This window comes from Euzebyella marina (genome assembly GCF_003687485.1).
GTDB classification, from domain to species: domain Bacteria; phylum Bacteroidota; class Bacteroidia; order Flavobacteriales; family Flavobacteriaceae; genus Euzebyella; species Euzebyella marina.
Map to the genome: position 1 here is coordinate 4,306,762 of NZ_CP032050.1, position 19,063 is coordinate 4,325,824.

At 39.9% G+C, this 19,063-nt stretch carries 14 protein-coding genes; 1 reads left to right on the forward strand and 13 read right to left on the reverse strand.

Features of this window, described 5'->3' with window-relative positions; all coding sequences use genetic code 11:
• Positions 1-52: 52 nt before the first annotated feature.
• The 4 genes from D1013_RS18495 to D1013_RS18510 form a co-directional block, all read right to left on the reverse strand.
• Complete coding sequence (locus D1013_RS18495) at positions 53-1,558, reverse strand: RagB/SusD family nutrient uptake outer membrane protein (RefSeq protein ID WP_121850238.1); 1,506 nt, start codon at positions 1,556-1,558, stop codon at positions 53-55.
• A 31-nt stretch (positions 1,559-1,589) separates the two neighbouring features.
• Entirely contained in the window at positions 1,590-4,985 is a 3,396-nt protein-coding gene (locus tag D1013_RS18500; RefSeq protein ID WP_205601260.1) for a SusC/RagA family TonB-linked outer membrane protein, read from the reverse strand.
• 89 nt (positions 4,986-5,074) lie between these two features.
• Positions 5,075-6,220, reverse strand: a complete 1,146-nt coding sequence (locus D1013_RS18505; RefSeq protein WP_162987947.1) for a FecR family protein — start codon at positions 6,218-6,220, stop codon at positions 5,075-5,077.
• Positions 6,221-6,340: 120 nt separating this feature from the next.
• Positions 6,341-6,907 carry an RNA polymerase sigma-70 factor gene (locus tag D1013_RS18510; protein ID WP_121850241.1) on the reverse strand — a complete coding sequence of 189 codons (567 nt, stop codon included), beginning with the start codon at positions 6,905-6,907 and terminating at the stop codon, positions 6,341-6,343.
• Between the two features lie 275 nt (positions 6,908-7,182).
• Between D1013_RS18510 and D1013_RS18515 the strand changes: the two genes are divergently transcribed.
• Entirely contained in the window at positions 7,183-8,040 is an 858-nt protein-coding gene (locus D1013_RS18515) for a 3-keto-disaccharide hydrolase (RefSeq protein WP_225621403.1), read from the forward strand.
• A gap of 251 nt (positions 8,041-8,291) precedes the next feature.
• On the opposite strand, the gene D1013_RS18520 is transcribed toward D1013_RS18515, so the two are convergent.
• The 9 genes from D1013_RS18520 to D1013_RS18560 all read right to left on the reverse strand — a co-directional run bounded on the left by D1013_RS18520 (position 8,292) and on the right by D1013_RS18560 (position 19,062).
• Positions 8,292-8,642 carry a DUF2200 domain-containing protein gene (locus D1013_RS18520; RefSeq protein WP_121850242.1) on the reverse strand — a complete coding sequence of 117 codons (351 nt, stop codon included), beginning with the start codon at positions 8,640-8,642 and terminating at the stop codon, positions 8,292-8,294.
• Positions 8,643-8,709: 67 nt separating this feature from the next.
• Entirely contained in the window at positions 8,710-10,311 is a 1,602-nt protein-coding gene (locus tag D1013_RS18525; RefSeq protein ID WP_121850243.1) for a beta-N-acetylhexosaminidase, read from the reverse strand.
• A 24-nt stretch (positions 10,312-10,335) separates the two neighbouring features.
• Positions 10,336-11,478, reverse strand: a complete 1,143-nt coding sequence (locus D1013_RS18530; RefSeq protein ID WP_121850244.1) for an N-acetylglucosamine-6-phosphate deacetylase — start codon at positions 11,476-11,478, stop codon at positions 10,336-10,338.
• A gap of 1 nt (position 11,479) precedes the next feature.
• Positions 11,480-12,955, reverse strand: a complete 1,476-nt coding sequence (locus D1013_RS18535) for a sodium:solute symporter family protein (RefSeq protein WP_121850245.1) — start codon at positions 12,953-12,955, stop codon at positions 11,480-11,482.
• Between the two features lie 43 nt (positions 12,956-12,998).
• Positions 12,999-14,558, reverse strand: coding sequence for a family 20 glycosylhydrolase (locus D1013_RS18540; protein WP_205601261.1), 1,560 nt, complete (start codon positions 14,556-14,558; stop codon positions 12,999-13,001).
• A 25-nt stretch (positions 14,559-14,583) separates the two neighbouring features.
• Positions 14,584-15,345 carry a 6-phosphogluconolactonase gene (locus tag D1013_RS18545; protein WP_121850247.1) on the reverse strand — a complete coding sequence of 254 codons (762 nt, stop codon included), beginning with the start codon at positions 15,343-15,345 and terminating at the stop codon, positions 14,584-14,586.
• An 82-nt stretch (positions 15,346-15,427) separates the two neighbouring features.
• Positions 15,428-16,222 (reverse strand): LamG domain-containing protein, encoded by a 795-nt coding sequence (locus tag D1013_RS18550; protein ID WP_121850248.1) that lies wholly within the window; start codon positions 16,220-16,222, stop codon positions 15,428-15,430.
• The gene (locus D1013_RS18555; RefSeq protein WP_121850249.1) at positions 16,222-17,664 is read right to left on the reverse strand and encodes a CBM96 family carbohydrate-binding protein; all 1,443 of its coding nucleotides are present in this window, start codon (positions 17,662-17,664) and stop codon (positions 16,222-16,224) included. Before D1013_RS18555 ends, D1013_RS18550 begins: the two co-directional genes overlap by 1 nt.
• A 33-nt stretch (positions 17,665-17,697) precedes the next feature.
• Positions 17,698-19,062: a RagB/SusD family nutrient uptake outer membrane protein gene (locus D1013_RS18560; RefSeq protein WP_121850250.1), complete on the reverse strand. Its 1,365-nt coding sequence runs from the start codon at positions 19,060-19,062 to the stop codon at positions 17,698-17,700.
• Position 19,063: the final 1 nt, after the last annotated feature.

The following is a 19,063-nucleotide window of genomic DNA, read 5'->3' on the forward strand; positions in this document are numbered from 1 at the left end:
ATTTTATGTTGATGGAATTATATCAACTTACCAACTCTTCAATCTAAAGAGATCAATATCCGTCGTTTTGCTTTAAATTTTTATTCACCAGTAATTCTCTTTCCGGCAGCGGGAAAAGCACTTCAAAAGCATCAAACTGATAATCGGACGGAGAAAAACCTATTTGGCCTCGAGGCGTAGTAGGATTGTTTCTTTCTCTTTCACCATGGGCATTTAAAAAGCTAACTAGCTCAGCTGTACTAAAGGTACGTTTTAAATCGAACCAACGGTGGTTTTCAAATGCCAGCTCTATTCTTCTCTCGTGCCTTAGAACATCGCGAAACTCACCTTGTGACAAGCCTCCTAAAGACTCCAATCCTGCACGCTCCCTAACTTGGTTCAAGTAGCCGTAGGCTTGTGCATTCGGGCCAGATTCTTCGTTGATGGCTTCCGCCAACATCAAAAGCACATCTGCATACCTTAGCACAGGCCAGTTGTCATCAGGTCTTGACTGAATAGAATGTGGGTGATGAAACTTTTCTATGAAAGGTACCGCCACATACTCATCATTGTTGTTGATGTAGCCTTCACTTATTGAAACCGCTTTGCGCAAATCGCCTTCTTCATAAGAACTAATGAGGTCATTGGTAGGGATGTTCCATCCACCCCCATTAATACCAGCAAAACCAGTGACCGCACCTTCCGAAAAAAGGGGATAAAAATTATAGATAAAACCACTGGATTCACCCAAATCGTTGCCTCCTTGAAATTGTACTTCAAAAATTGATTCAACATGGTTCTTGTTGTTAGGGTCGAAAACAGCCCCATAATCACGTAACAAGTCATATATACCCAAATCGATTACTGCTTCAAGAGTTGTTTTAGCCTCGCTATAGTCTGCTAAAGTCAAGTAAACCTTGCCCAATAAAGTTAAAGCCGCACCCTTCGTAATTCGGCCCGCTTCTGAAGAATCATAAACAGCCGGTAAAGCGGAGGCAGCAAAATCGAGATCGCTTTTAATCAGTTCATATACCTCTGATTCGGGTGAACGGGAATATTCAAAAGATTCTGAGGGATCCCCAATCGGTTCTGTAATCAAAATGGCATCACCGAAGTATTGAGACAATAAAAAATAATAATACGCCCTGAAAAATTTGGCTTCGCCCTCTAATCTTGCTTTCGAAGTAGCATCAATTTCAGCTTCAGAAAGTTTAAAAAGCACCGTATTGATATTACCCAATGTATTATAAATATTTCGGTATGCAGTATAGATCAAACTAGTGTTCGAATTCATTTGCCAATATTCTACCGACTCTATGTTCGGCCCCTGCCCCCTATTGCCTTCGTTAAAATGCACAGTGGTATTATCGGAGACGAACTCTTGCAACAACCATTGGTCTGCGGTAATGGTCTGCAATTGCCCATAAATACCAAAAACCGCTTGTTCTAACTGATTTTCGGTATTGTAGAATGTTTCTTCACCTAATTGTGTGGGGTCGGTCTTATCAAGAAAGTCTTTACTGCAAGAGAATACTAAAGCCGCCAGAATAAAAACTCCTATTTTATATATCGTTTTCATTGATTTACTTTTTTAGATAGTTGATTTGAGTTTAAAATGACAGGGTTGCCCCTAAGGTTACCGTTCTAGGCACCGGATAAGCTGAATCATCTCGACCGGGATTAATACCGCCTGCCGTACTTACCTGTGGATTTCCTCCCGGAAAATCTGAAAACAAGTAGAGATTGTCTGTGTTGATATAGATACGAGCATTTCTGATAGCTCCCTCGGGGTTGAGAGGAATGGTATACCCCAAAGAGACATTCTTGATCCAAATATGACTGGCATCGTGAACATAGAAAGAGTTCGACTCTCTTTCCCATTTCCAATAAGTAGTGGTGGGTACCCTGCCATTGCCCGGGTTTTCGGCAGAACGCCATCTTTCTTTGGCCCTCGCGTCTACATTGAAAACACCATCAAGGTTGAGCGTTGTAGATTCTATATTTCTATAAACATCATAATTCTCGGCACCGGTCAGAATCGCATTGAAATCAAACGCCTTATAATCTAGGCCCAAGTTAAACGACCATACGTACTCCGGATGCGGATTTCCAATCTCTACCCAATCTGTGGTATCATATGAAATCTCTCCGTCACCATTGGCATCATAATAGATGAATGAGCCGGGTATGGCGCCATCTTGTGTCGGACTCGAATTGATCTGATCAACCGTGTTGAACACTCCCAAATTTCTATACCCATGAAGCATACCGATAGGCCGACCGACTTGAGAAACATTGTTTGTACCATAAAAATCACCATTTCTAATTTGGTCATTATCATCATTTATCGCCAAGACCTCGTTATCATTGAATGAAATATTAAAATTACTTCTAACACGAAGGTCTTCTCCGATACTGTTACGGTAACCAAGAGCAAATTCAATACCCGTATTCTGAACCTTACCTATATTCGTAAAGGTGGACTCAAAACCTGAGATGACCGGAATATTTACCGGCAACAGCATATTCTCAGTAGTTTTCTTATAGTACTCCCCCGTAAAAACCAATGTGTTATCTAGAATTGTTATATCGACCCCATAGTTGAACTGATCCGATTCTTCCCATCCTAGATTGCGATTGGCCAAAGAGTTCAGCACTTTACCAGGTGCGAAGCTGTTTCCTAATATATAATTGGAGGATGTCAATGTTGAAAGGCTCGGGTAGTTACCGATATTATTGTTGCCAGTTACCCCAAAACTTGCCCTGAGTTTTAGATCGTTCAACCAATCGGCGTTTTGCAGAAAAGATTCGTCTGAAACCCTCCAACCTAAAGAAACGGCCGGAAAACTTCCCCATCTATTATTTGATCCAAATCTTGAGCTACCTTCTCTTCTATAAGTGGCCGATAGTAGGTATTTGTCTTTAAAATCGTAGTTCAACCTGGCAAAATAAGCCAACAAACTCCAACTTGTTTCTCCGGAATTGACACTGAAAATTTCCGCATTTTGTAAAAATCGAATTTGATCATCAGGAAATTTAGTGCCTTGCGAACCAATATTTCTAAGCGTTGCCTCTTGCGCGGTATAGCCAAGCAATACATCTAGACCATGAGACTCGCCTATAGACTTCGAGTAAGAAAGTAATTGATCGGCAGACCAATTGATTTCTTCGCCATATTCTTCAGATAAACTTGCATCTCTCGGAGGCGGACCATTGAATCCGTTAGAGGCCAAAGTAGAGGGCCTAAACGAATTAAGCCTTTGACTAATCAGCGATACATTGGCCGACGATTTGAACTTGAAATCCTTTAGAAAATCGACCTCAACGAACATATTCGACAACAGCCTGTTTATATGTCTTTTATTTTTCTCTTCATGCAGAAGTTGAACAGGGTTCAAACTACCGAAAATCAAATCTCCGTCGGCATTATATCCTCCTAAATAATTATTGAACGAACCGTCTTCATTATAAATGGGCTCTCTAGGGTCTGCCCAAAGGGCAATTCCGGTAACCAAATCTCTACTACCCTCAGGTATATATCGCTCGTTTGACCTTGAACCGGTTACATTTAGACCAATATTTATGTTATCGGTAATCCTTGTATTAATGTTGGCCCTCACATTAAAGCGCTCGAAATTGGTTTTAACAATGGCGCCTTCTTGATTCAAATAACCCATAGAGATGATAGAATTGCTTCTCTCACCCCCTGAAGTCACGGTGAGATTATACTTTTTGAATAATGCCGCGCTGTTCATTATTTCATCTTGCCAATCAGTATAAGTAGTATTGTTCTCGGGATTTCTTATACGCAGGGGAATTTCAGATTCAGCTGGCTCCCTGCCCTCATTGAATATAAATTTATCGACCCAACTTTCTTTTTGAAATTGCCCAAATTCAACCGCATTCAGCATTTTGGTTCTTCGTTCACTCGGTATGTTCTGTATGCCTGAAACCACATCTAGGGTAACCGATGTAAGACCTGCCTTGGCACTTTTCGTATTTATTAAAACAACCCCGTTCGATCCTCGAGCCCCATAAATGGCCGTTGAAGCGGCATCTTTCAGAATCGTTATCGACTCAATATCACCTGGGTCGATGCTAAGGCCAGTGGAAGTTCCGATTGCAAACCCATCAACAACATACAAAGGTTTACTATCAGCACCCAAAGAACTAAGACCACGTATAACTATATCCATTTCTTGACCTGGCCTTCCGGAATTTTGACTCACCACTACCCCAGGGGCCTGGCCTAATATCATTCTTGATATATCAGTGGCCGGTACATCTTTAACCTCTTTTAAATCTACTACCGAAACTGCGGAAACAATATCTCTCTTCCGTTTGGTGCCATAGCCGACAACCACCACTTCATCTAAGCCCGCAGCACTTTCCTCAAGCATAACCTGAAGGCTTGATTGGCCATTTACCGATACTTCTTTGCTGGCATAGCCAATATAAGAAACCACTAAAATGGCATTTGAATCAGCAATAGCTATCTGAAACTTACCATCGAAATCAGCAGTGACCCCTTTGGTGGTGCCCTTCTCGACTATATTCGCACCTGGTAATGGAATTCCGTCGGCATCGGTAACCGTACCCGTAACCGATGTTTGGGCTTCCTTTTTCTTTTTCGCCACCTGTTTCTTTCTTAGATAGATTGAGTTTTCATTGGCAAACTCAAATTCCAGTCCGGCCGATAACACGCACTTTTCAAGAAGTTTTTCTATTCGAATATGGCCCTTGGCTATCTTAATTTTTGGGCTTCCCTCAAATAGATTCGAACGATAAATAAAATTATAGTCGGTTTGTTTTTTGACAACTTCAAGAATTTCTTCAACCGAAAGAATTTCGCTTGAGTTAAATTTCACTCTTTCGTTTTGAGAAAATCCATTTTCAGGGCTAAATCCAAACGAAAGAATCGTAAAGAACAAAATGAAGATTCTCATGGTAAATAATAGGGAGGTCTTAAGGTAGCATAGACCGCCCCCAAGTAGTTTAGTTTTCATAAATTTGTTTGTTGGTTAATTTTAAGTTGATCAATGTACATGGGGGATGGAGGTTTAAATTTGTCAGATCTAGACTCCGTTCCCTTTTTTTATTTCATAGTGATTCGTTTTTGGTTGATTTCATAATCTACTTCGTTGGTATTTTTAATGATAGCTAATATATCGGTGATGTCTTCGGCCCTTCTAAAAACACCGTTGAACTTAATTTCTTCAATATCTTTTTGCTGAAACTCTACCTCAAAGTCGTACCATCTAGAAAGCACTACCATAATGTCTTTTAATGGTTTGTTCTTAAAACTAAAGAGTCCGTTTTTCCATGATATTTCATTATAGACATCTACCTCTTCGATATTGATGACGTTGGTAACCCTGTCCAACTGTGACTGACGACCGGGGGTCAACCTTTTAGTTTCATCACCCTTATCTATGTTTACTTTGCCTTCTACCAACGTAGTTGAAATGAGGGCCTCCTCTTTGTAGGCCTTAATATTGAACTCTGTGCCGATAACATTTACCGCTTGATTTCCGGTCTTTACACTAAAGGCAGAACCGTTGTGTTTCGAGCTAGGGGATACTTCGAAATAAGCCTCACCATAAACCAATTCAACCTGTCTTTCTTCATTGGGCTGAAAACTTACCGGATATTTCAATTTTGTTTCTGCGTTGACCCAAACCTTGGTACTATCGGCCAGTACTATATAGAATTGCCCCCCTCTGGGGATTTCGAGAATATTACTTTTAGTTATGTTACTTGGCTTTTTGTCCGATGGTGTGTACACCAATTGTTCGCCATTGCTCGATGCATAACTCGTTGCATACTTCTGACCTTTGTGCAACGAAACCTTTGATCCGTCTTCAAGAGTTAAAATGGCCTTGTTTGTTCCTGTCTCAATTTTTTCTTCAACGGCGGTCAAAACTTGCGTTGGCTTTATCGTACTGTTCGTCGCGGTATGTTTATTTACCCACCACAGCGAAGCAACACTTAAAAAGATGGTCAGCAAGGCAGCATATTTAAAGAAGATGGTTCTATTCTTTCTTCTCTCTATTTTGGCGAGAACTTTTGGCCAATCTTCTATTGTTTTTAGTTCAGGACTACTTTTAGAATTATACTCTTTTGCAACCCTTTTAAAATAGGCGCGATGTCGTGGCGATTCAGTAAACCATTCATCAAAGATTTTGGCTTCAGACTCGGTTAAAGTATTATTGAGTTTTTTTATGATCAGCTTAAATTCCATAACAGACACTTCGTGCTTACACAGAATAGACAGCGACATTTTCAAAATGGGTGACAAAATTTTATCAAAATGATAAAATTTAACATAAAAAGAAAAGTTTATGAAAAACGAGCGATGGTCTTAAACATCAAGAAACAAAAACAGTAGAAATAGAATAAGCTCTGAAAATTTGGCCTTTGCTCTTTGTAATTGGGTTTTAACCGTATTGACCGACAAATTCAATTCATCGGCAATTTCCTGATAACGGTAGCTTGCTTTGAAACGGAGCTCGACAATAGTTCTCATTTTATGTGGTAGACTATCCATCACTTCAAGAACCTTATGATGCAGTAATTGTAATTCATCAAATTCAATATCTTCATCAAGATCCTGAAATTCTAGAACTGCCTGCTCCTCTAAAAACTTGGCGTTATCACTGATTTTGTATTTTTTCAGGTGGTTCAAACATTTATTTCTTACCATAGCATACATGTATGCCCTAAGATTGGTCTGAATCTGAAGTCTATCGGCTTTCTCCCATATTTTCACAAAAGCTTCTTGCACCAAATCTTTACTTAAATCTTCATCATAAAGATAGGTCTGAGCATAAATAACTAATTCACCATACAATGAATCAAACAACCTCTTAAAGGCTAGATGATTCCTTTTTTGAATTTCTACTATGTTCGATTCTACTTGAGCAGACATATGTGAACTAGTTACTTGGCAAAAATTAAGTTGCAACCACTCCTCTCAAAACCCTATTTTAAAAAGTTTAGCAGATAAAAATTTGAGAATGGACGAATGCTTTGCTTAGCAAATTCTTTTACCACCAAAGTCAAGTATAGTAAGTTTAATAACAAAAGGTATCCTGTACTGTGCTGTTGGATATTGCTGGTATGACAAATAAAGATAAAAATTGGAATCATTAAGCTTCTATTTTTCTCCGATAGTATTAAAGTGAACCTATGGCAAAAAAATATATGAGTACATTTATATGGGAGACCATTACCCTATTCGATATGAACAAAAAATACTTTTTACTCGGCATTATTTCATTATACGTATTAATGCTTTTTAACTCTTGTGGAGAAAAGAAAGAAAACAAACAGAGCGATTCTGTAGTTTCTAAAAAAGAAGCTAATTGGCAGCCTCTTTTTAATGGAGAAAATTTAGATGGTTGGACCATGAAGATCAATGGGTACCCACAAGATGAAAACTTTGGAAACACCTTTCGAGTCGAAGATGGTATTCTGAAAATAAGGTACAATCAATACGGACCTGAGTTCAAAGACCGTTTTGGCGCACTTTTTTTCAATGAAGAGTTACAAAACTACCGCTTAAAAGTCGAATACAGGTTTGTTGGCGAAACAGCGCCCGGCGCACCCGAATGGGGCTATCGTGATAGCGGAGTTCAGGTTCATACCCAACCACCCAATACTGTTAAACTAAACCAAAGTTTTCCTATTTGTCTAGAATATAATCTACACGGAGGAAACGGAAAGGACGAAAGACCTCTTGGAGCCATTTGCGGTATTGGTATGCAAGTCGAAATTGACGGAAAAAGAAGTACAGAATTCTGCAATCCTGCCAAAAAGAGTAAAACCTTTCATGGCGACCAGTGGGTAACCATTGAAATAGATGTAAACGACGGTCATTACAAACACTATGTAAACGGCGAAGAGATACTTAGCTATTCGAATCCAATCTATGATTCGGAAAATGAGTTTGCAAACGCATTCATAAAAAATGGCGACTCCAGCGTTACAAAGGGGTATATTTCGTTGCAATCAAATAGCCACCCAATAGATTTTAGAAAAATTGAATTGCTCCGTTACTAACGACAAGACTTTTTATTTAAGACCCTCTGTTTTTGTAGGCTAGAATTGGAAATTACCGAACCTAAAATCAGCAAAAGAAAAAAGAACTTATAGTTTGTATAGTCTTTAAAGAAATATGCGGTAGTTAACATTAGGGTCGCCCAAACGATGGAATTGATAAGTAGTGCTTTTCTCATATACTAGTTGGTAGGTGAGTTTCGCTTATTGTTACACGTATTGGGAAAATTTGATTTTTAGAATTGTAAAAATATTCAACTTCTAAGTATTTTCTCCATAGCCTTGCCCTTGGCCAATTCATCTACCAATTTGTCTAAATAACGTATTTTCTGCATGAGCGGGTCTTCGATTTCCTCGACCCTATAGCCACAGATGACCCCTTTGATTTTATCGACGTTGGGGTTCAATCGAGGAGCTTCCGCAAAAAAAGTTTCAAAATCGGTTCTATTTGACAATATCTCCTCCAGAGACTTTTGGTCATATCCCGTCAGCCAAAAAATTATTTCGTCTAGCTCTTCTTTGGTGCGTCCTTTTTTTTCGGCTTTTGTAATGTAATGGGGGTAAACACTTGCAAATTCCATTGTAAAAATCTTATGGTTTCTCATCAGCGTTAGGTTAGATAAGTTGACTACCAAAATACTATTTATTATTTATTGGTGAAGGTGGGTTTGGTTATTGATACTCAACACCCTGAACTTCCCAAATGTATTTTAGCCTTTTCAAGGCTTGTTGGAATTGCTCAAAGTTTTTATCGCTTAAGTTTGTCCAGCCAACTTCTGAATAGGCCGCCAAACGAGGAAAAATTTGTTTCTCCATGCTGGCAACGGTGGGTACCCACTCCGTCCACATCTGGGTACCGAAACCCACTATTTTTGAATGGTATTTCTCTTCCAAACCATCTGGAATGGGGTCGAATGCATACGACTTGGCCAAAGGCAACCTTTTGTACGTATAATCTAAATAGGTATCCCAATGATTTGAATTAACTACATCATACCCATCTTCTACTGCTTTCCCGATTAAATCCAATTCTCCCTTCCAAAAATGCACAATAGCCGAAGATGCTAATCTTTCGGAGGTTTCGGTGGCGGTATAACCGCGGTCTTCATGAATATCATGCCCCATTATTTCATTCCAACCCATCATTCTCTTACCAGCTTTATCAATATAATTCGACATTTCGTTAGTAAAACTTATTTGAAGGTCCATCGGAGAATTTAAATTGTTACTCTTCATATAATCAACGATTACATGGTTTTTCAACCAAGGTTCAAAATTTACCTCATCACCACCAATATGAATCACCTTACCGGGAAACAAAAGCATGACCTCATCTAAAACATCCTTCAGAAAACGGATCACTTTGGGGTCGGCAACATTAAATGATTCATCAAGTTTACCGAAGGTTTCGGAAACTTCTTTAGTGGTACCGAGAGTACCCAACCAATTATACGAAGCAACCGCCGCCGTAGCATGCCCCGGCATTTCAATTTCGGGAACGATGGTGATATGCCTCTCTTTTGCATATTCAATAACCTCTCTAATCTCATCTTGAGTGTAAAACCCTCCATGTGGTTCACCTGTTCTTTCATCACTTTTTCTGGCGGTCTGTGTATCTTTTCTTTGGGAACCTATTTTGGTTAACTGAGGGTATTTCTTAATCTCGATTCTCCATCCTTGATCATCTGTCAAATGCCAGTGAAAAGTGTTCATCTTTAAAAGTGCTAATTGATCTATCAACTTTTTTACAGTTGACATACCTTTAAAATGTCTTGATTCATCTAACATAAAGGCCCTCCAAGAAAATCGAGGCTTGTCAACAATCGTCAAAAAAGGAAGCTCTATCAAGGCTTTTTTATTCTCATACTCAAATTCTTTTGGCAACAGTTGACGAAAGGTTTGTATACCATAAAAAATGCCTCGCGGTTGAGCAGCAGTAAATTTTATTCCATCGTCTGAAATGCTTAATTCATAACCTTCCTCTCCCAACTTTTGAGATTTAGTTGAATCAAGCTCTAGAATGATTCCTTTACCCTTTCTTTTGAGTTTCGGACTTTCATTAAAACCTGATTTTAATATTTCCTTGAGATATACCACTTCATTTTCTAAATCTTCAGAAGCTACAATTGATGTTTTACCGCTCAATTTATAACTGCCCTTTTCGACTTTAATAAAATTAGGTTTGGGAATAATTGATACCTCCTGCCCCAGACTCCTGCCCCAAAAAGTTGAGCAAATTACGAGCATTGCGAAAAGTAGCCTTTTGCATTTCATAAATTTCTATTTTATTGGATGATTTTATTGCGTGAATACGAGCTGGCCAGATTTAATAGTGCTTTTGACCTTTAGCCCTCCGCCTGAAATTTTTTCAAATATGACCAAGTCCGTATTTTCTCCTAATTCTGATGAGATTGGTTGGTCATAGAGTAATTGTTTGGGGCTACAACTGGCCATTTCAATGGCATTGACGAGCGTAGTTATACCCGATTTAAACATATGGTTTACACACCACAAAAGCGATTGTGCGGAACCTGCCAATAGCTCCGGCGTATTTTTCATGAATAACCTACCTGATTCATTTAGTTCAACATCACCGCCTATATGGGAATTATATATTCCTGGGGATAAACCAGCGAATTTTGTACAGTCACTGACCAAAATACTTTTCAAGGGTTTAACCCTTGAAAAGACCTTTAAAACCGAGTCGGGCAAATGAAAACCATCAGCAATAATAGATATCCACAAATCGTCTGAGGCCAACTGCTCCCAAATATAATTCGGGTGTCGCGGAAGGTTCAAATGGGCCGCATTGCCCAAGTGGGTAGACATGCGTGCTCCGGCCGTAGTAGCTTCAGCTATATGTTCAGCTTGCGCAGCCGTATGACCCATCGACACCACTACCCCAGATTGACTGCATTTTTTAATGAATGCTGCAGAACCCGGCAGCTCAGGTGCCAGAGTGATTATTTTAATGAGACCTGAAGCCCGTTCTTGCCACTTTTTAAAGAGTTGCCAGTCAGGGTTCTTCAAATGTTCTTTCGGGTGCGCACCCCTTGGACCATCTTCTTTTGAAAGAAACGGCCCTTCAAGATGAATACCTGCTATTGATTGTTGAACCAATGGATTACTTTCACAGGTTTTTCGAATACAATCTATGGCATTTTCTATGTTGATATCAGCATTAGTAATCAAGGTTGGCATAAAAGAAGTAACACCTTCTTTCCATAACTCATGAATCACCTTGACCACTTGGGCCTCCGTTAAATCGTCACTATTAAAATCAACTCCCTTAAAACCGTTCACTTGCAGGTCTATCAGACCAGGACTGATGATTAAATCACTCTGTGTCGGTTTTCCCATGGACACTTGCGTGACCGACCCATCTTTTAAATGAATTTTATAAGAATCTCCAGTTTTATAGTGCGAAGCCTCGATGACCATGTTAGTTCTTCTCTTTTGATAAATTCATATGTAGCTCCCTTACCTCATCAGGCACCTTCTTATCATTAAAAAGACCGTAGATGACAAAAAGGAAAAAGGAAACCAATGTGGGGCCACCTATCTCCAAGGCAAACGAGTCGATCGGAAAAATTTTGAGCCCTATAAAAGTCAATAGCCCGCCTACAATAGAAATAAGGGCCGCCCGCCCATTACTTTTCGCAAAGGCAGGCACCAACCCTAAAATCATCGGAATGGATATGGGACCTAATAAAGCAGCGAACCAGCTCACAATTAAGCCAAAGACCCCACCAAAATGACTTGCATTCAAGGCCGTTATAATCGTGCAAACCGTAAAGCAAAATGTGGTTACTCGTGCCAAACGCAGTCTTTTGGCATCGTCATATTCTTTTATTTTTGGATTAAGCACTGGTAAAATATCCCTGCTAATCACTGCGGAAACAGTATTCGAATCCGAAGCTGTCATTGAAAGGGTATTGGCAAAAAGGGAGGCCAATACCAGCCCTACCAGACCCGTTGGCAAAAACTCTTTTACCAGCATACCATATGACAATGTCGGGTCGGCCAGATTTTCAAAAAACAAGGGAGAAGCGAACATTGGGTAAAACAAAACCAACGGCCATATAAAATATAAGGTTGAAGATAAAATAGCGGCCTTTTTAGCCACTTCGCCCGATCCTGATGATATAAATCGAGTTGCCAAATTCCATGTGCCACCACTATAACTAAAAAAATTGATTATCAATATCACGATTACAAAACCAATGGTATAAGGCTCGTTGAAAAGCTGAGAATGGTCGGAAGGCAGTCTATCCCAAAGGGTGAATATGCCCGACAGGCCATCGTCTAACTTCATTAGAATCATTACAAACATGGTCATTCCAGCCAATAGCTGTACCAAAAATTGACCAAAATCATTCCACACATCGGCCCACAGACCACCAATGGTTATGTATATCAAAGAAATGACCCCCACTAAAATGATTCCGAACGTAATAGATGCCCCGCTAAAAACATTCAATAAAACAGCGATGGCAGCCAATTTACCACCTGTATCAAAAACCTTTATCAATGCGCCCGTCCATGCAATCAACTGTTGGGTCTTTAAATTATATCGCTTCAATAAATATTCGGTCGGGGATTGTATACCGGTATAAATTCTCAATCGTGACCACCTTGGCGCAATAAAGAAGGCGGCCAATAAGGTGGCCAAAGCAACGGTAAACGCCCACCATACATAAAGACTGAAGCCGTGGGTGTAGGCAATACCGGCATAGGCGACAAACACGGCGCCACTATAACCCGAAACATGATGAGAAATACCCGAAAGCCACCATGGTAGCTTACCTCCCGCGGTATAAAAGTCAGCCGAACTCTTTACACGAAAATACGCCCATAGACCTATACCGAGAAGCATAACAAAATAACATGAAAGAACAATCCAATCGAGTAATTGCATGGGCTATAGTAGAGGTTTGTTTAAGTTACTTTTGATTCAAATTCTATTTTACCTTGGCCAAACGGTCGTGCAGCACCTTTACTTGCTGCACCCTAAGTTCGTTTTGTTCTCTCAACTCTTCATCGTAGAGAAATCCGGTATTCAAGTCGATAAATCGTTTATTCAATTTTTCTGCTTCCTTCAATATTTCATCCAATTCACTGATCAACGAAGGAGTTTCATCCAAAGAAAAATCTTCGGAATTATATGCTGCTTCGACCTTTTTAAACCTTAGGTAGTGCATTCTTAAATCAACCATCAGTTTATAGTGCTCGAATTCAGAAATATTCTTTTTAGGATTGATTTTGACAATGGCATTTCTAATTTTATCAAAATCGGTGTAGATATCAGCGATACTAGTATCTGAAACCGGTCGACCATTTTTTATAAGTTCGGGTTTGGCCGAGAAAAATTGCCAAAGGTTTTCAGAATCGTTTTTTGATAGCCCAAAGCGGTCTTTTGCATACTGCAGCACAAAAGATTTGGCATTCATAGGCTCTTCTTGTTCCAAAGCTTGGGCATAACTCGCAATTAATATTCTAAAACCGGACATAGGGTAGGTATTTCTGATCTGAACCATATCCATCACATCATAATCAACATCCCAAGTAAAGCCATAAACCCCTGAGGTAGACCATGAAGTCATTACCATACCTTTGTAACCGGCCTGTCTGGCATAGGGTATAAACTCCTTTTGATTTTTAAAATGTGTCGGCCAATTGGTTATATACCAATTATCGGGGTGCGATCTAATGGCAGGTGAACCCCAGAAAGTAAAGCCTTTTTCTTGAAGACCGGGAACATCACCGAAATGGTTGATCTTCCAACCGTAGTTCCAGTCAACAAAAATGGTTTCTTGAGGTAATTCAGAGGCCGCCTCCGGATGTTTAAGAATGATATCTGCCCACATTACAGGTTTTTTACCCAAACCGATGACAATTTCAGATATCATTTTCATATGATCAACGAACAGTTTAGACTTGCCCGACTCTTCTACCTTTTTTTGACATTTAGGACAATGGCCCAAAAGGTAGGTTTCATCACCACCTATATGTATATAATCTGAATTGTGGGTTTTGGCCAAATCGGCAAACAGGTCGGTAAACAGGGCCTTACTGGCTTCCGATTCCATTGGGCAGAGCTGGCTGATATCTTTTCTATCTTCTTTAAGCTCACTATACCTCGAGTTTCTTAAAATGTATTCGACATGCCCCAAACTTTGCTGTAGCGGAACGACCTTGATACCCAAGCCCTCACAATAGGCTATAAAATCTTCAACCTCTTCACGGGAATAAGAGTATTTGTTCGATATGGTCGGATGTTTTTCGAAGGGATAGGTTCCTTCCCACTCCATGACCAACGTATTCATTCCGAAATCTGAAAGTTGTTTAGCAAAGTCTTTAAGTGCTTCAGGGGTCATTACCTGAATGCGTAAATCGATATGAAAACCTTTCACCGGGAAATCGTTATCAGCTTTCGAGGTATCTTGAGCCCGCAATAAAGCGGGCATTTCAAGAAACAAAACAAGGATTAGGATTGTACCTAGAAGTTTTTTTGTAATCATGGCTGTGGTTGGATTTTCTATTCGTTTAAACAGATACTTTCTTTACCTTTTTATAGGCCTCTTTATCAAAGTAAAAAGCACAATCTGGGTGTTGGGTCAAAATGGAAGCAGGGCAAGCCTCTGATACAGGTCCTGTTAAGGTATTTTTGACCGCTTCACTTTTGGTGGGCCCCAAAACAACACAAAAGAGTTTCTCGCTCTTTACAAGTGTAGGAATGGTTAAAGTCAAAGCCTTTTTAGGAACCCGCCCCAATGTTTCAAAACATTTGTCATTTACCTGCTGAATTCTACATTCTTCATCAAGAGTAACGACCTTTAGAGTTTCCGGGTCATTGAAATCTGCCACTGGAGGGTCGTTAAATGCAATATGCCCATTCTCCCCTATGCCCAAGCAAACTATATCAATAGCCGCTGTATTGATCAATTTTGAATATTTGGCTTTTTCCTTTTCAATATTTCCTTGAGTATTAATAAGGTGATACGCCTTTAGGGGTACCTTCAGAAACAAATTGCGTTTCAGGTATTCAGCAAAATGTTGTTCGGCGCCTTCCGGCAGACCGAGGTACTCATCCATATGAAATGCCTCTATCTTATGCCACGCTATTAATTTTGAACTTGACAGATAATCGAGCATTGCCGTTTGCGATGGGGCCGCCGCAAAAATGATTCTTATGGTCTGCCTTTCATCTTGAATACTGACTAAATAATCTTCAACTGCCTTACCTGCGGCCTTACCTGCCAACTCACCAGTGGCAAATACATTAATGTCGTTTTGGTTGTTTATCATTTACTTGATATTTCGGTTGGCCTTTACTTGCCAAAGTCATGACTTGGCCTATTGTCAAGTCAATTCTCTGTATTTCTTAAATTTATAAAATTTCGACTCGATCGATTATTATCTCTACATCTTTGTTCTCTACTGGAGGTTTTCCTTTAAAAAGCCATAGATTGATCTTTAACCTTTCTTCTGTATCAACAGGAATATCATCTCCTTCATAGACCCAGGTATAACCCTTCGAAGACAAATCAGAAACATGGCCTTCAAAGCTTCCGAAGGTTATTTGCTGCGGTTTCCAATCAAAGAAGTGAGTCGCTTTTTCATTTTCCATTTTCAAATCAAAACGATGTTTATTGGTCGGAATCGATGATGGCTGAATGGCAAATTGGGCATTCTCATTGTCCGCCACAGACCACTTTGAAAATTCAATATCTATTTCTTCAACGTCACTATTGTATACAAAGAAGCCTGCAACCGCATTGGCATCCAACAAATCAAATCTACTTGAAGAATACAGCACATATTTATTGTACCCGAACGATTTGTGCATGGCAACCCCTGCACAATAGCCGATACCATCTTTATAAACAATCTTCAAATGCAACCTGCCTTGCCCGTCGACCCATACATTCTCTTCCGAGTCGGAGAAAACATTCGGCCCGGGACCTTCTTTATCGACACCTGAGCTACGAACGAGCCAATCATACCCTGAGAAAGAAATTACCCTGTTTTTTGGAACGACATCTTCAACATTTTCGTCAGAGTGCTGACTACAGCCCGTGAAGGCTATAGACAGAACAAGAACTAGAACAACGATACGTCTTGTTTGCAACACCATTACAGCTTTATGAATAATTTCAGGAGAAAAGAATTGCTGATTTTTCATTATTCAATAGTGGCTATCACCTCAAACGGATCGATCTCAGACCCCACTCTATCTTTAGCGGATAGAAGTAACCTGTCTTCAGTACCATTACCATTGTTTATGTATAGCACATTCATTAAATCAATATCTTGTTGGGTAAACTTGTCGCCTACCTGCAAGGTCTGGGCTCCGGTTATCAACCACCCATTGGCAGGAACCTCTTCAATAGTGTAAATAATATCGCTAGGGGAAGCACCTTCTATTTTCAATACTTGTTCATTCCAAACATATGTTTCACCTTTCTGTACGCTAAACCCATTGTTTACGGCCAAAGTCAAAAAACTGTTGCCTGAGCCGAGCGTAGCAATCAACATGGGAGGATTAAAATCTGTATTTTCTTTTGACCCAAATTCATCGGTTTCATTACTTCCGGCTTCGCCATCGAGCATTAAAGATATTTTTTGTTGCGCGCCTATTTCGTTGACGTACTCCATAATATTAAAATCGAACACATCAACTTTGGTAGTGGTCAAGGTTGAAATCGGCGGAGTGTTAGGTGCCGTAGCATTATCCCAAGTCAAGCCCATTTCCGTCCATAGTGTATCTTGAACGGCATACAAATCCATGGCAACACCCTTGGCGTGGGTAAACTTTACCGCCAGTTCCAATCGAATATCGGTAATGACACCTTCCTTATCAAAATCATTCAAATCGAACATCAAATAGGCTTTTCTATCATAATCTCCCCCATCAACATTTTTGACCTTTAGAAGAACATCCGTTCCAAAATTGGCTCCCGATTGGGTTCCGCCATTTATATAGGTATCGAACAAAGGAAATATGGTGTCTGTTTGTACTGTAGGATCCGGTACATTCAAATCATTTTGAGGAGCCGAAAAATAAACTATCGAACCGACCACGTGTAGCGCATCGTCAAGGGTCTCTAGATTAGAACTGGTTATCGACCATTGCTTACCTGTACCTTGATTGATCAAACCTATAAAATTGGTATCGTGCGATAGATACATTACTTGACCATTTTCGGTGGTATATGGCAAAGGTTTATTGTTCTCGAAAAGCTCGGGATCCGTAAAAACAACCTTTTCATTCACCACATGATATTTCAACACGTTTCTTAGTATGGGAAGTGGAACATCATCTATTGAACCATACCCGTTAGCAGTTAGATAATCTTGAAAGGCCATGTTAGTGGGCGCAATATAAGTTCGAACTGAATTATCGTTAAAAAGGCTTTGTAGTTCGGCCCTTACTATAGCGCTTTCAAACATTGAAAGCGAATCGCTGGTTTTAATATAATCCCAAGCGGAAATACCCAATTGAGCTTCTATACCTGCTTCTTGGTATTCGAAATTCTCTTGCACTTCACAACCATAATTGAATCCTACAAGTGCAGCTATGGCCAGTAGGAGAATTTTTCCGTGCGTTATAACTAGTTTTTTCATATTTCTTTTTTCTAAAGTGAGAAGCTTTAAATTTTAATAGAACCCATTCTGTTCAAGGTTCGGATTTCGATTGAGGGCGTCTTCGTGCAATGGCCATACCAAGTTCGCTTCATCTGACAGACCGTTTATAGGGCCCATAACCTCGATAGCCTTTTGAGTTCTAACCAAATCGAACCACCTATGTCCCTCAAAAGACAATTCTATAGATCGTTCGTGCAGAATCGCCGATTCTACATCGCTATAGGTAGAAATGGCTTCAGCTTCATCTATTTCAACCAATCCCGCCCTTGACCTAATGGTATTGAGAAGATCTAATGCCTGAGCCGTTTGACCCAATTTATTATGCGCCTCAGCCTTTAACAGCATAATATCTGCCAGACGTAACATTACAATATTCTGTGAAGAAGGATCCGCACTTTCATCATCAAAGCCTTGGCCAAAAAACTTCCATATTTTTCTCGGCTCTTCTTCTGTCACATCATAAATAAGGTCTTGCCTCAAATCGCCCTCTTCAAAGGAGGCCCTAAACCCTTCACTAGGAAAATAATGACTATCTGAACCGATAGCATAAAGTATTCTCAAATTATTGGTCTGGGTATCATCATAACCAATTTCAAAAATACTCTCGTTAGAAAAACCGGTCGTAAATATCTTTGACCAATCGTTAATGCTTACTAGAGAATATAGACTGTTACCCAATACCGATTGAGCCGAGGCTATCGCTGCCTCATAGTTTTTCTGCCACATGTAAACCTGAGTCAGCAGACCGTTGGCGCCACCCCGTGTTATTAATAGGCGATCTCTCTCACCGCCGAAACTCTCTCTGCAATTCTGTGCTGCAAACTTCAGGTCGGCCACAATTTGTTCCAACACTTCTTCTTTTGCGGTCTTACCAATAAACAACTCTTGGTCTATACTTTCATATGGCTCAAGAACCAAAGGCACGTCACCCCATATACGTACGGCATAAAAATAGGACAAGGCCCTGAGAGCACGAGCCTGGCCCACCAACTGGAGTCCAAATTCATTACCTTCTTCAAATACTTCAGGTACATACTTGATTGCATAATTTGCCCTGCTAATGGTCTCATAAAGACTATTCCATCTTGCAGAATTCATTGTTTTATTGAGCGTGTTCTGTTGTAAAAGAAGAGGATCGCCTGAATGATTGGTGTTTACCGCATCGGCCCTGCCTTCGCCCCAAAAAGAAAAGTTTAAACTAAAAGTCGACTGAACGGCATCATAAATACCATACACACCAGCCTGCGCATCACTAGAGGTTTTATAAAAACCTTGAGCCGAAAAACCACTCTGCGGTTCTTTATCCAAAATATCTTTTGAACAAGAAAACACCAAGGCAATCGAAAGAACCGTAATTATATTTTTTATTTTCTTCATT